A 12,797-nucleotide genomic window follows, 5' to 3' on the forward strand; every position below is an offset into this window, starting at 1 on the left:
CCGGCGGCCGCCAGCCGCCGTCAGAAATAAGGTCGCAGGTTCTCGCGAATGCGGTCCAGCACCGTCTTTCCCGATCTATCAGCGGTGAAGGTCTTGCCGGTGATGGTCTCAAAGGCCTGCGTATAGACACGCGACGTCTGCTCGATGAGTTCGGCGGGGATTTTCGGAATACGGTCCTTGTAGGGATCGCAGCGCGCGGTTACCCAGGCGCGAATAAAGTCCTTGTCGAAGCTTTGCGGCCGCTCGCCTGCCTTGAAGCGCTCCTCATAGCTTGCCGCAAGCCAGTAGCGGCTGCTATCGGGCGTATGGATTTCATCGGCAAGGACGATGGCGCCATCCTTGTCCGTGCCGAACTCGTATTTGGTGTCGACCAGGATCAGGCCGCGCTTGGCGGCCAACGCCTTGCCGCGCGCAAACAGCGCCAGCGCATAGCGCGAGACGGTGTCCCATTGCTCTTCCGACAACAGGCCGCGCGTCAGGATCTCGTCACGCGTCAAGGGCTCGTCATGGCCGCCATCGAGCGCCTTGCTGGTCGGCGTGATGATGGCCTGCGGCAGCTTCTCATTGTCGCGCAGTCCGTCCGGCAGGCGGATGCCGTACATATCGCGTTCGCCGTTCTTGTATTTCGTCAGCACCGAAGTGCTGGTGGTGCCGGCGAGGTAGTCGCGAACAACGATTTCCACCGGCAGAATGTCGAGCCTGGTGCCGACGACGACATTGGGGTCGGGATAATCGAGCACATGGTTGGGGCAGATGTCCGCCGTTTCCTCGAACCAGTAGCGCGCCGTCTGGGTCAGCAGTTCGCCCTTGAGCGGGACAGCGGTCAGGATCACATCGAAGGCGCTCAGCCGGTCGGTGGCGATGATGATGCGGCGGCCATCCGGCAGATCGTAATTCTCGCGGACCTTGCCTTTGTAGTGGTTCGGGAGTTCCGGAATGAAGGCATCCGAGAGAACGCGCAGTGCTGTCATCCTGGTCTCATGGCTCCTAACAGTTTGGGCGACTCTTAACAAAGTTGGCGGGGCTTCGATACCCGAGGAAGGGCGGTTCGTCCTTTGCGAATAATCAAGACATTGCCTTCGCCGTGCTATCTATTTGCAGCTTCCGGCACTCCTGGGGGACGCGGTGGACGTAGAGCTCAAATTTCTGATTGTCGGATTTGCCTGCGCGATCGCGGGCGGTCTGTCGTTCATCACCTTCGTCAAATGGCGCGAGGTGCAGGCGATGAGCCACTGGCTGCCGGCGCCGGGCAAGATCATCTCGTCGCGCGTCGAGGCGCGTGAAGTCAGAAGGTCGGGCGTCGGCTCGGACAGCAGCGACACCACCGAGATGCGCAATTTTCCGGCGGTCACCTTCGAATACAAGGTCGGTAAAAAGAAATTTCAAAGCTCGCGCTACAGCGTGAAGGAGAATCTGGGGAATTTCGAAGTCACCGAAACCCTGGCGCAGTTTCCCACCGGCGCTGAAGTGACCGTCTTCTACAATCCGGCCGATCCGGGCAAGGCCGTGATCGAACGCACCCTGCCGGACGGCGCCTTCAAGTTCATGGTCAAGCTCTCGGCCGGGCTGGTGATCGGCACGGTGGTGCTGGTGTTTTCGCTCGGTGGCGTGCTGGAGGCGATCCGGCCGCACCTGCCCAAGCCGCAGAACCTCGGCGCCGGAGCGCTGCTGCTGTTCATGGGGCTGATGATCCTGCGCATGGCCTTCGTCCAGAAGTCGCTTGCCGAGCAGGCGGCAAAATGGCTGGTCGCCCCCGGCCGCATTGACTCCTCGGGCCTGCAGACGCTGCGAAACTACAGCAGCCATCGACGCTGGAGCACCGTCTTCAAATCCCGCATCGTGTACAGCTACGGCGTCGCAGGCCAGCACTACACCTCAGACCGCGTCACCTTCGGCGCCACGGTCACCGCTTCAATGCCCGGCCTCGTCAGCGGCCAGGCGCGCAGCTATGCCGAGGGCGGCAAGGTCGACGTGCATTACGACCCAGCCAACCCCGCCTCGGCAGTGCTCGAATGCAGGGTGCGCGGGCTTTGGCTGCTGTGGGTCTGTTCGGCCGCGTTTTTGGGCGGCGCGGCTTGGCTGGTCGGTTTTATCTGAGGCGCCACTTTCATGACGAGACATCCAATGATCGTCCGCAGGCTGGCCGTCGTTTGCCTGGCTCTGCTCGACGCCGTGCAGGCAGCGAGCGCAAAGGAATGTCTGCTCAGCCATGCCACCTACCGCGAGCCGCGTTCGGGCGCGGTGATGCAATTCCGGCCGCTGAACAATGAGCCGGCGGCACTGACGGCCGAAGCGTTTTCGGTGACCGTGCCCAACACCGACACGCGCTTGCCGGCCGACATCACCTGGACCGATGGCAAAAATTCGTTTCCGCTCGGCACCATCCGCCATGCCTGCACCGACGACGACCGCGAAGTGGGGCTGGAGGACGGCAGCGGGATGTGCCGGATATGGATGGGCCAGGTCTATGCCTTGACCGGAGGCGGAGCCGAGCAGCTGAATTCACGCGAAGCGACACCGGCGCCGAAAGGGCTGTTGCTGCCCGATTTCGGCGCGGGCTTCACCGAATTTGCCGATTTCGCCAATGCCAATCCGGACGGCTCGGCCTGGGATGCCTTCACATTGACAGGATGCAGCGATGAATAGCGCCATGAGATCGATTGTCTGGATTTGCGTGCTGTTTGCCGCCGCGGCGATATCAGCCGCTGCATATGCGGACGAGCCGTCGCCGTCGCGCCCGCCGATCGACAAATGCGTCTGGGAAAAAATGGCCGACAAGACGGTTGGGCTGGCCGCTTGGGCGCAGCGCTGCGATTTCGGCTTCCGCCAGATCCATTTCGAGTTCGCCGGCAATGCGCTCGCCATCAAATACAGCGATGGCGGCACGCCCGATCCGCTGGTCGAGGTGTTCGACATTCAATCCGGCGAAACCGCAGAGGCCGCAGTGCTGCGACTGTTGCTGGAAAAGACCGACAAATCAGTCAGCGCCCGCTGCGTGCTGACGCCCTACACCGAGGGCGCCGTGCCCACCGGCGTCAAACGCTACACATTCAGCCCTGATGCTGCCTATGCCAAAGAGCTGAAAGCGGTGGTGAGTGATGACGTTCCCGAACCACCCTGCGGCGACTGGGGCGAAATGCCCGACGGCATCCAGTACTTCGAGGTGCCGGCGGGCGAGGGGCGGAGGGTGCTGTTCGTTCGGGCGGGGCAGGACGAGCCGTTGTTCGACGAGCAGACGCTAAGGGCGCGGTAGGAGGTTGTCCTGAAGGTTACCGCTTATGCCTCTACATATTCAGCGAGACTGATTCCTTTGGGCACCTCCAGCCCATCGGCGCGCAAGCCCTCGATGTGAAAGCGTATAGCGTCGCGAATTTCGATTTCTACTTCTGGCACGGTAGCACCAGTTGCGATGCAGCCGGGTAGGTCCGGCACATAGGCAGAGAAATTGTTGCCTGCTTTTTCAATCACCACCGCGTAACGCATATAGTCACTCCTTCAAACCGGACTGCTTGAGGCGCCTGGCGCAATTTCCTCAAACGGCTTGCCGGCCGCGGTGACGCGCCCGGCAAACTTCGCCTATCAATGTTACTTCTTGCGCGGCGGTTCGTTCTTGGTGTCCCCGTAGCCGGGCTTGGGGACACGCTCGACTGTGGTCGTGTTCGGGCGGCGCTCGGCTTCTTTCACAGAAATGAATTGGCCGCTCTTTGAGCTTCGTCCAATGTCGAAAGTCTTACGTTCATTGGTGGCCATTTGGGTATCTTTCCTCTGTGTTGCCAGAGCTACCTCGACTCCGAGAACCGACTCCCCATATGATAACCTTGCTAGAGGAGATGGGATTTCGATCTCGTCGCCCCGCGTAGGCTCCGGCCTGTTCGCGGTATCCAAAGCCGGCTCTAACGAGCCGGCTTTGGTATTTCTGCGGCTTTGCTTTGCATTCCTGTAATTGCCGTCTTGACCTGATGCGGAATTATATGTGGCTCTGAGATGCCAAGATTTTGGAGGCGTTTCTCGGCGGCTGTCCTACTCACAGCAAAGAACGGCATGATTTCCAAAACGTCGGTGAAGTCACGAATTAGAGTCTCCGGCATAAGAAAACCGGCGGCAAACGCGTTAGCTTGCCATTCTGCGCTCGCGTACGCAGGTAACTCTTTCATCTGAGAATATCGCCTAGGGGCTCGATCAAGGGGAACGGCCGATTTGTGAAGAACCAAATGCCCTAGCTCATGGGCCACAGTCCACCTGCCGCGGCCTTCAAAGTTCGCGGCGGATTGATACGTTGTGCCTGACAAGACAACGCAAGGCGGATCAAATTCGGTATACCCTTCCGCTCCGTCCATCAGGTGGTCATCTTTGACAACTAGTGCGAAATCGCCAAAAAGCCGGGGCATTTCATTTTCAAGGACACTAACCATATCAGGTGCTTGGCAAGTAGTGCCTATGCGAAGTGCTTGGCGCCATGCCGCTGCTAATATCTCGATCTCAGCGCGACTCTTGGCGGATACGCAATAGTCATGACTCATCTGTCATCTCCTGGGAGTTCTGCGTCCAGTTTTCGTATCTCGTCTGGGGACATCTTGTTGATCTTCCTAAATAACCTTCTAGCAAGAGCTGCGCGTTCTTTGTTTATTGGCGTAAAGCGAATAACATTAATGCGGGCATCTGCGAGGGCCTGTAGGTGCTTTCTCGTAACGATGTCCAATTTCAACCAGTTTCCAAAGTTTTCTACGTACCCCTCTGGAACTTGTTTTCCCCCAGTCTCGACAGCGGAGATAAATGACGGCGAACACTTGAACTCCTTTGCTTGATCAATCATCCGCAACCTTCGTGCCATTCTGATTTCCCGGCATGCGGACCCAAATGCCGTCAGAGTTTTTTCGACCATCTTTATGTTTCCCTATCTTTTTCACCTGTAGGTGAAACTCTCCCTCAAAAAAAACCTCTCTGCCGCGTTGGCGGCAGAGAGGTTCGTTCGTGTCAACTGCACCCGCTCGTCGAACCACAAGTATCGCACTTCTCGCAGGTGCCGTTCCGCACCATGGTGAAGTTGTGGCATTCCGAGCATTCGTTGCCGGTGTAGCCTTGCATCAAGGATTGCTGACGCCGCGTAGAGGCAAGCGCCTTTGCCTCGGCCGCTTCTTTCGCTGCTTCGTCGGTGAACAACCCGGTGGGATCGGCTGCCTCCTCGGAAACAATATCTTCGACCAGTTCCTTGGCTCGCTCCTCATAGTCGCGCTTGTAGGCGATGGCTTCGTCGCTTGCTGGTTTAAGCGCCAGCACGTTGGAGCCTGAGAACGCAGTTGGAGTGACCCGGGCAGGGGCTCCGGCAGGTGATCCGGCAAAACCCTTGGGTTCGCCACCTAAGCCAGACACCAACTTGACCGGCGAGGCGCCGCGGGTAAGGCCCTTCGAGAACGGCGTCGCCTTGCCTTCGTTGATGCCGCGTCCGAGCGCCGTCTTGTCGAAATCCGACTGGTCGACATGGGCGAGGTCGTGGCGGCCGAGGTAGGACACGGCGAGTTCGCGGAACACGTAGTCGAGGATCGACGTCGCATTCTTGATCGCGTCGTTGCCCTGCACCATGCCGGCCGGCTCGAATTTGGTGAAGGTGAAGGCCTCGACAAATTCCTCGAGCGGCACGCCATATTGCAAGCCAAGCGAGATGGCGATGGCGAAGTTGTTCATCATCGCTCGGAAAGCGGCGCCTTCCTTGTGCATGTCGATGAAGATCTCGCCGATGCGGCCGTCGTCGAATTCGCCCGTGCGCAGGTAGACCTTGTGGCCGCCGACGACTGCCTTCTGGGTGTAGCCCTTGCGGCGATTCGGCAGTTTTTCACGATCGCGGTAGAGGCGTTCGATGACGCGCTCGACGATCTTCTCGGTGACCTGCACGGCACGCTGTGAAGCGGGCGCCGCGATCAACTGCTCGACCGCGTCGTCCTCGTCGTCCTCGCTGTCGGCGAGCAGCGACGAATTGAGCGGCTGCGACAGCTTCGAGCCGTCGCGATAGAGCGCGTTGGCCTTCAGCGCCAGCTTCCACGACAGCATGTAGGCGCCCTTGGCGTCTTCCACCGTCGCATCGTTGGGCATGTTGATGGTCTTGGAGATGGCGCCGGAGATGAAGGGCTGTGCCGCCGCCATCATCTGGATGTGGCTGTTGATGGACAGCGAGCGCTTGCCGATCTTGCCGCACGGGCTGGCGCAGTCGAACACCGCGAGATGCTCGGCCTTGAGGAAGGGCGCGCCTTCCAGCGTCATCGCACCGCAGACATGGATGTTGGCGGCTTCGATGTCCTTCCTGGAGAACCCGAGCGCCGGCAGCATCTCGAACGAGAAGTCGTTGAGCTGCTCGTCGGTGAAGCCGAACGTCTCCTTCACCCAGTCGGCGCCCAGCGTCCACTGGTTGAAGACGAACTTGATGTCGAAGGCCGACTTCAGCGCCGCATTGAGCGCCGCGATCTTGTCGTCAGTAAAACCCTTCGCCTTGAGCGAGCCGGGGTTGACCGCCGGCGCCTGGTTCATGTTGCCGTGGCCGACAGCGTAAGCCTCGATCTCGGCGAGCTGGCTCTCGGAATAGCCCAGCGTGCGCAGCGCTTCCGGCACGGCGCGGTTGATGATCTTGAAGTAGCCGCCGCCAGCGAGCTTCTTGAACTTCACCAGCGCGAAGTCGGGCTCGATGCCGGTGGTATCGCAATCCATGACCAGGCCGATCGTGCCGGTCGGCGCAATCACGGTCGCCTGCGCGTTGCGGTAGCCATGCTCTTCGCCGAGTTCGATGGCGCGGTCCCAGGCAGCCTTGGCGTGCGTGGCCAATTCCTGCTGCTTCAGGTCGGACGCGACCAGCGGCACCGGATTGACGGCGAGCTTCTCATAGCCGCCCTTTTCGCCATAGGCAGCGCGGCGATGGTTGCGCATCACGCGCAGCATGTTCTGCGCATTGCGGTCGTAGTCGGCGAAGGCGCCGAGCTCGCCAGCCATCTCGGCCGAGGTGGCATAGGCAGTGCCGGTCATGATGGCGGTGAGCGCTGCGCAGATGGCGCGGCCCTCGTCGGAGTCATAGGGAATGCCGGACGTCATCAGCAGGCCGCCAATGTTGGCATAGCCGAGGCCGAGCGTGCGGTATTCGTAGGACTGCTTGGCGATCTCCTTCGACGGGAACTGCGCCATCATCACCGAGATTTCGAGGACGACGGTCCACAGCCGCACCGTGTGCTCGTAGGCGGCGATGTCGATCGTGCCGTCGGCATTGCGGTAGGGCAGCAGGTTGATCGAGGCCAGGTTGCAGGCCGTGTCGTCGAGGAACATGTATTCCGAGCACGGGTTCGACGCCCGGATCGCACCGGCCGAAGCGCAGGTGTGCCAGTCGTTCATCGTCGTGTTGAAATGCAGGCCCGGATCGGCCGAAGCCCAGGCGGCGTAGCCGATCTTTTCCCAGAGGTCGCGTGCCTTCAGCGTCTTCAGCACCTTGCCGTCCTTGCGGGCGGTCAGATGCCAGTCGGCATCCTCCTCGACGGCGCGCAGGAAGTTGTCCTTCAGCGACACCGAATTGTTGGAGTTCTGGCCGGAAACGGTGAGGTAGGCGTCGGAATCCCAGTCGGTGTCGTAGGTCTTGAACGACATCGCGGTGTAGCCCTGCTTGGCGAACTGGATGACGCGGTAGATGTAGTTCTCCGGCACGGCCGACTTCTTGGCCGCCTTGATCTCGCGCTTCAGCGCGGTGTTGATCGACGGGTCGAAGCAATCGTCATCATGGCCTTCGCAATTGATGCAGGCCTTCATGATCGCTTCGAGATGTTTTTTCACGATCTTGGAGCCGGTGACCAGCGACGCCACCTTCTGCTCTTCATTGACCTTCCAGTCGATGAATTCCTCGATATCGGGATGGTCGGCGTCGACAATGACCATCTTGGCCGCACGACGCGTGGTGCCGCCCGACTTGATTGCGCCCGCCGCGCGGTCGCCGATCTTGAGGAAGCTCATCAGGCCGGACGAACGGCCGCCGCCCGACAGCTTTTCGCCTTCGCCGCGCAGCATGGAGAAATTGGAGCCGGTGCCCGAGCCGTATTTGAACAGGCGCGCTTCGCGCACCCACAGGTCCATGATGCCGCCTTCGTTGACGAGATCGTCCTGCACGCCCTGGATGAAACAGGCATGCGGCTGCGGATGCTCGTAGGAGGACTTCGACTTGGTCAGCTTGCCGGTAAACGGGTCGACATAATAGTGGCCCTGGCTCGGACCATCGATGCCGTAGGCCCAGTGCAGACCGGTGTTGAACCATTGCGGCGAGTTCGGCGCAACGCGCTGGGTGGCGAGCATATAGGCGAGTTCGTCGCGGAAGGCGCTCGCGTCTTCTTCCGACTTGAAGTAGCCGCCCTTGTAGCCCCAATAGGTCCAGGTGCCGGCCAGCCGGTCGAAGACCTGGCGGGCGTCGATTTCGGAACCGTAGCGCTCGGCTTCCGGCAGCTTGGCAAGCTCGGCCTCGTCGGCGACGGAGCGCCACAGGAAGGAGGGGACGTCGTTCTCCTCGACCTTCTTCAGGCGCGCGGGCACGCCGGCCTTGCGGAAATACTTCTGCGCCAGGATGTCGGCGGCAACCTGCGAGAACTGCGCCGGCACATCGATATTGTCCAAGCGGAACACCACCGAGCCGTCCGGATTCTTGATCTCCGAAAGCGCCTTGCGGAATTCGATCTCCGCGTAAGCTGATTGGCCTGGCTTGGTGAAACGACGCTCGATGCGCATTGGTCCGGTCCCTTTTGTCTATATATAGCGCTTTTCCCCGGGGATTTCTGCCCCCAATGCGAAACGCGCATGTCCGCCGTCTGCCGGCGTTCGAAAACACCGGCTCTCCTTGTGGCAGTCTTCGTCGCCTTGCTGGTCGAGCTTCTTACGAAGCCGCTGTTCCAACTCTGCGCCGAACCCTGCGGGTCCCTCAAAACTGAATTTTTCCTCGATTCCCTCGACCGAGGGAAATTCACACTATCTAGCGTCGAACCTGCCTGCAAACACTAAATATAGTGTTAACAGACAATTTATTCCAGTCCGACAAATCTCCCTTTTCGCTCCCGAAGCCCCCACGATCCAACGCTTCCGCCAGCCTCGTAAACAGGCGGAAATCATGGCCAAAACGCACAAAATCCGGGAAAATGACCGGGCTCGAAACTCTCCGGTCGCGCCCTCAACAAGAGCACATGGCACATAAAAGGCGACTCGGTTTGCGTCGTCAAGGATTCGTTTGCGTAGCTTTTGTGACCCCAACATCTTGTGTGTCACATATGTGGATAACGGGGACAAAAAGCCGCTGAGGAAAGCCCGATTCTGCCGGCGTGGACCGCTGGTGAGCGGTTCACCCGAGACAGGCCCGGCCGGATTCTGGCTCACAGCCTTTTCATTTTAGCTGGCGTGCATTATGTCTTTGGCGTCGCGCGGGGGCGCGTCTTGTCAATTCCAAGAGCATCCGTTACGCCCCGCCCATGACAGTTACCGTCCGTTTTGCCCCCTCACCAACCGGCCGCATTCATATCGGCAATGCCCGCACCGCCTTGTTCAACTGGCTGTTTGCCATGAACAACAAGGGCCGTTTCATTCAGCGCTTCGACGACACAGACATTGCCCGCTCGAGGCAGGAATTTTCCGACGCCATCCTCTACGACCTGCACTGGCTGGGGATTTTTCCCGACGCCACCGAATACCAGTCGCGGCGCTTCGAAACTTACGACGCGGCGGTGGAGCGGCTGCAGAGAGCCGGCGTTGTCTATCCCTGCTACGAGACCCCCGAAGAACTCGACCTGCGCCGCAAGGTGCGCCGCACGCGCGGCCTGCCGCCGGTCTATGGCCGCGAGGCGCTGGCGCTTTCGCAGCAGCAGATCGCCGAATACCGCTCCGATGGCCGCCGGCCGCACTGGCGCTTTCTGCTGCCGAATTTCACCAGCGATCCGCTGCAGCCCGAACGCACCGAAGTGCACTGGAACGATCTGGTGCGCGGCGAGGAAACCGTCGATCTGGCCTCACTGTCCGATCCGGTGCTGCGGCGCGAGGACGGCACTTATCTCTACACGCTGCCTTCGGTCGTCGACGACATCGAGATGGGGGTCAGTCATGTCATCCGCGGCGACGACCACGTCACCAACACCGGCGTGCAGATCGCGCTGTTCAAGGCATTGGGCGCCGAGCCGCCTGTCTTCGGCCACCACAATCTCTTGACCACGGCCTCGGGCGAGGGCCTGTCGAAGCGCAGCGGTGCGCTGTCGATCGAAAGCCTGCGCGAGGAGGGCATCGAACCGATGGCTGTGGCTTCGCTGGCCGTCCTTGTCGGCACCTCGGAAAATGTCGCAGCGGTGCATGACATGCCGGCACTGGCCGCGCGCTTCGATCCCGCCGCCACGTCGAAATCGGCGGCCAAATTCGACCCGGACGAGCTGTTCGTGCTCAATCGTGCGCTCATGCACCACATGCCGTTTTCCGAGGCGCGGGATCGGCTGATCGTGCTCGGCATCTCCGGCGACAAGGCCGAGCCGTTCTGGCTGGCGGTGCGCGGCAATCTCGACCGGCTGAGCGACGCGGTCGGCTGGTGGCGCATCCTTGCCGACGGCCCGCAGCCCGCGCCGGAATTTTCCGACGAGGATCGCGACTTCCTGCAGCAGGCCTTCGACCTGTTGCCGGAAGAGCCGTGGACCGGAACGGTGTGGAAGGACTGGACGGCCAGGATCAGGGAAGCCAGCGGCCGCAAGGGCAAGGCGCTGTTCATGCCGCTGAGACTGGCGCTTACCGGACTTGCTTCCGGGCCGGAGCTTGCAGATCTATTGCCGCTGCTGGGTCGGGAAGGAACGCTGGCCCGACGACCCTGACCTTGCGCTGGTCCGGCGGGATCAGCGACACCGGCGACACCACCGGCTTGACGGCAAGGCGCTTGATGGCAGCGCGGTCGAGCCCGCCCTGCATATTGGCCAGCGTCTCCGGATCCGCGCCCGGATCGGGTTTGGCCGCCGGCACCGGAATGAATGGCGTTGTCTCGGTATCAGGCTGCGATTGGTCGGGCGGTGGCGGGTTGCCGCCGATGATCTCGAAATTTCCGGCCTGCGCATTGCAGCCACAAGCCAGCGGCCGCGACATGTTGGGCTGTTTGTAGAGATAGGCGGTCGGCAACTCGCTGTAGGGCCTGCCGGTCACCGACGACGTCATGTTGGCCGAATCGTCTTCCATGCCGCGCGAATAGAACACCTGCATTTCGGTGCCGGGGCAGCTCGATTCGCAATTCTTCTGGTCGCGCTCGAAATCGCCGAGCGAAGCCGAGTTCGACATCGGGAAGAAATAGCCGTCGCAGGTGCGCACGCAGCTCGTATGGAACTCGCCGCCGACCGTCGGGAAATCCGGCACGCCGGGCTGATTGAGCACCCGGCGCACATTGCGCTCCTCGCCGGGATCGTCGGGCTGGTCGAGCGTGTCAATCTGCCGGCTGCCGCCGAAAAGCTGGTCGAACAAATTGCCGTCATCCGGTTCGCGGCTGGCTTCTTGCAGCGGCTCCCGCAGGCGCGGCGCGGGCTCGTCGCGGCAGCCATTGGCGTCGAGCGCGGCCAGGATGCGGCCGTGGTCGCGCCGCGAGCCGCCGCCGGCAAGCTGGGCGCGCTTGGCTTGCAGCGCGTCGAGATTGGCGTTCATGCGATCGATGCTGCTGTTCAGCGCAGCGCATTGGCTGACATTGCGCGAAAACAGCGAAAACCCGCAATTCGCATCGCTCGCACGACCGCGCACCTTTGATAGCTGTTCGAACTGGCGGGAGATGGCCTTGTCATACTTCCGCACCATGCTGGAATTGCCGCCGCCATTCGATGAAGAAGCAAGCTCGGCTTCCAGTTGACGGCAAACGCGGGAGGCGGCCTGCGGTTCAGTGGTGGCGACGGCCGAAAGCACAAGCGCGCCGAGCAGCGCAGCCAGATGCTTCAGCCTCCATCGTCCGCCCGTCATTGCCCGAAACCCCGCTTGCCTGCCTGTCGCGATGCTACCGGATTCGCGGTTAATCGTTCCCTCAATCTACAACCAAAGATGGTCTTAGCCCATAGACGCGTTGAAGGAGGCGTTTGGATAGAGCGGCAACTGTGCGATCTCACCGCTGCATGAAAAAGGCGCAATCGCCCCGGAATTATCCCTCGATCCAGCAAAACCCGGGGACCGGGCATGACCACGCTTACCCGTCGAACCGCGCTGCAGTTCGGTCTGTTGTGCCTGGCGGCGCCCGCACCCTTGGCGCAGGAAAATCCAGCCGCTCCGGACTGGCGCAGCAAATTGGTCGAAGCCGCGCGTGAGCAGATCGGCGTCACCACCTTCTACGACCCGGCCTATGTCCGCCTCGGCTATCCCGGCGGCGACGTCGCGCCGGATAGGGGCGTGTGCACGGATGTCATCGTGCGCGCCTATCGCCGCGCCTTCAATCTCGACCTGCAGAAACTGGTGCATGAGGATATGGCCGCCAATTTCGCCGCCTATCCCAAGACCTGGGGCCTGAAATCGACCGACCGCAACATCGACCACCGACGGGTCGGCAATCTTGCCGCTTTTTTCGGACGCAACGGAGTTTCCTTGCCCGCCAGCGAGTATCCTCCCGACTTTCAGCCGGGCGATATCGTCACCCAGATGCTGCCCGGCAACCTGCCGCACATCGTCATCGTCTCATCCGAACGCTCGGCGGACGTGCCGGAACGAGCGCTGGTCATCCACAATATCGGGGCGGGCGCCCGCGAGGAGGACACGCTGTTTGCCTTCACGCAGACCGGGCATTACCGTTTCGTGCCTGCCTGACGGCG

12 protein-coding genes are annotated in these 12,797 nt (G+C 61.2%); 5 read left to right on the top strand and 7 right to left on the bottom strand.

Translation table 11 applies throughout. The features are described from left to right. Nucleotides 1-20: 20 nt before the first annotated feature. Nucleotides 21-962 carry a phosphoribosylaminoimidazolesuccinocarboxamide synthase gene (locus NKI46_RS23715; RefSeq protein ID WP_352459459.1) on the bottom strand — a complete coding sequence of 314 codons (942 nt, stop codon included), beginning with the start codon at nucleotides 960-962 and terminating at the stop codon, nucleotides 21-23. 163 nt (nucleotides 963-1,125) lie between these two features. Here NKI46_RS23715 and NKI46_RS23720 point away from each other — a divergent pair, with 163 nt between their 5' ends. Genes NKI46_RS23720 through NKI46_RS23730 form a run of 3 tightly spaced genes read left to right on the top strand, consistent with a single transcriptional unit; the run spans nucleotide 1,126 to nucleotide 3,253 of the window. Further along, nucleotides 1,126-2,097, top strand: a complete 972-nt coding sequence (locus NKI46_RS23720; RefSeq protein WP_352748163.1) for a DUF3592 domain-containing protein — start codon at nucleotides 1,126-1,128, stop codon at nucleotides 2,095-2,097. Nucleotides 2,098-2,109: 12 nt separating this feature from the next. Further along, complete coding sequence (locus NKI46_RS23725) at nucleotides 2,110-2,646, top strand: hypothetical protein (protein WP_352459411.1); 537 nt, start codon at nucleotides 2,110-2,112, stop codon at nucleotides 2,644-2,646. 4 nt (nucleotides 2,647-2,650) lie between these two features. Beyond that, nucleotides 2,651-3,253 carry a hypothetical protein gene (locus NKI46_RS23730; protein ID WP_352459410.1) on the top strand — a complete coding sequence of 201 codons (603 nt, stop codon included), beginning with the start codon at nucleotides 2,651-2,653 and terminating at the stop codon, nucleotides 3,251-3,253. 23 nt (nucleotides 3,254-3,276) lie between these two features. Here the strand turns inward: NKI46_RS23730 and NKI46_RS23735 are convergent, their stop codons facing one another. From NKI46_RS23735 to NKI46_RS23755, 5 genes are all read right to left on the bottom strand, one after another. Then, on the bottom strand, nucleotides 3,277-3,483 hold the full coding sequence (locus NKI46_RS23735; RefSeq protein WP_023669048.1) for a type II toxin-antitoxin system HicB family antitoxin: 207 nt from the start codon (nucleotides 3,481-3,483) through the stop codon (nucleotides 3,277-3,279). Nucleotides 3,484-3,585: 102 nt separating this feature from the next. After that, on the bottom strand, nucleotides 3,586-3,750 hold the full coding sequence (locus tag NKI46_RS23740) for a hypothetical protein (protein WP_023700822.1): 165 nt from the start codon (nucleotides 3,748-3,750) through the stop codon (nucleotides 3,586-3,588). A 143-nt stretch (nucleotides 3,751-3,893) separates the two neighbouring features. Next, nucleotides 3,894-4,520, bottom strand: a complete 627-nt coding sequence (locus NKI46_RS23745) for an ImmA/IrrE family metallo-endopeptidase (RefSeq protein WP_352459409.1) — start codon at nucleotides 4,518-4,520, stop codon at nucleotides 3,894-3,896. Then, on the bottom strand, nucleotides 4,517-4,882 hold the full coding sequence (locus NKI46_RS23750) for a hypothetical protein (protein WP_156951450.1): 366 nt from the start codon (nucleotides 4,880-4,882) through the stop codon (nucleotides 4,517-4,519). The genes NKI46_RS23745 and NKI46_RS23750 overlap by 4 nt, the downstream gene beginning before the upstream one ends. Before the next feature lie 92 nt (nucleotides 4,883-4,974). Then, nucleotides 4,975-8,739 (bottom strand): vitamin B12-dependent ribonucleotide reductase, encoded by a 3,765-nt coding sequence (locus NKI46_RS23755; protein WP_352459408.1) that lies wholly within the window; start codon nucleotides 8,737-8,739, stop codon nucleotides 4,975-4,977. Between the two features lie 731 nt (nucleotides 8,740-9,470). Between NKI46_RS23755 and gltX the strand changes: the two genes are divergently transcribed. Beyond that, the gene (gltX, locus tag NKI46_RS23760) at nucleotides 9,471-10,844 is read left to right on the top strand and encodes a glutamate--tRNA ligase (RefSeq protein ID WP_023684934.1); all 1,374 of its coding nucleotides are present in this window, start codon (nucleotides 9,471-9,473) and stop codon (nucleotides 10,842-10,844) included. Here the strand turns inward: gltX and NKI46_RS23765 are convergent. Further along, the gene (locus tag NKI46_RS23765; RefSeq protein WP_023739355.1) at nucleotides 10,762-11,961 is read right to left on the bottom strand and encodes a DUF2865 domain-containing protein; all 1,200 of its coding nucleotides are present in this window, start codon (nucleotides 11,959-11,961) and stop codon (nucleotides 10,762-10,764) included. The genes gltX and NKI46_RS23765 overlap by 83 nt on opposite strands. 210 nt (nucleotides 11,962-12,171) lie before the next feature. Here NKI46_RS23765 and NKI46_RS23770 point away from each other — a divergent pair, with 210 nt between their 5' ends. After that, on the top strand, nucleotides 12,172-12,792 hold the full coding sequence (locus NKI46_RS23770; RefSeq protein ID WP_050593145.1) for a DUF1287 domain-containing protein: 621 nt from the start codon (nucleotides 12,172-12,174) through the stop codon (nucleotides 12,790-12,792). Nucleotides 12,793-12,797: the final 5 nt, after the last annotated feature.

The sequence above is a fragment of the Mesorhizobium sp. M0615 genome (assembly GCF_040320805.1).
In the GTDB taxonomy this organism is placed as follows: domain Bacteria; phylum Pseudomonadota; class Alphaproteobacteria; order Rhizobiales; family Rhizobiaceae; genus Mesorhizobium.

Coding starts and splice junctions, on each gene's coding strand:
- NKI46_RS23765 (WP_023739355.1), bottom strand. CDS start 11,961: ATGACGGGCGGACGATGGAGGCTGAAGCATCTGGCTGCGCTGCTCGGC.
- gltX (WP_023684934.1), top strand. CDS start 9,471: ATGACAGTTACCGTCCGTTTTGCCCCCTCACCAACCGGCCGCATTCAT.
- NKI46_RS23770 (WP_050593145.1), top strand. CDS start 12,172: ATGACCACGCTTACCCGTCGAACCGCGCTGCAGTTCGGTCTGTTGTGC.
- NKI46_RS23750 (WP_156951450.1), bottom strand. CDS start 4,882: ATGGTCGAAAAAACTCTGACGGCATTTGGGTCCGCATGCCGGGAAATC.
- NKI46_RS23755 (WP_352459408.1), bottom strand. CDS start 8,739: ATGCGCATCGAGCGTCGTTTCACCAAGCCAGGCCAATCAGCTTACGCG.
- NKI46_RS23735 (WP_023669048.1), bottom strand. CDS start 3,483: ATGCGTTACGCGGTGGTGATTGAAAAAGCAGGCAACAATTTCTCTGCC.
- NKI46_RS23745 (WP_352459409.1), bottom strand. CDS start 4,520: ATGAGTCATGACTATTGCGTATCCGCCAAGAGTCGCGCTGAGATCGAG.
- NKI46_RS23730 (WP_352459410.1), top strand. CDS start 2,651: ATGAGATCGATTGTCTGGATTTGCGTGCTGTTTGCCGCCGCGGCGATA.
- NKI46_RS23740 (WP_023700822.1), bottom strand. CDS start 3,750: ATGGCCACCAATGAACGTAAGACTTTCGACATTGGACGAAGCTCAAAG.
- NKI46_RS23725 (WP_352459411.1), top strand. CDS start 2,110: ATGACGAGACATCCAATGATCGTCCGCAGGCTGGCCGTCGTTTGCCTG.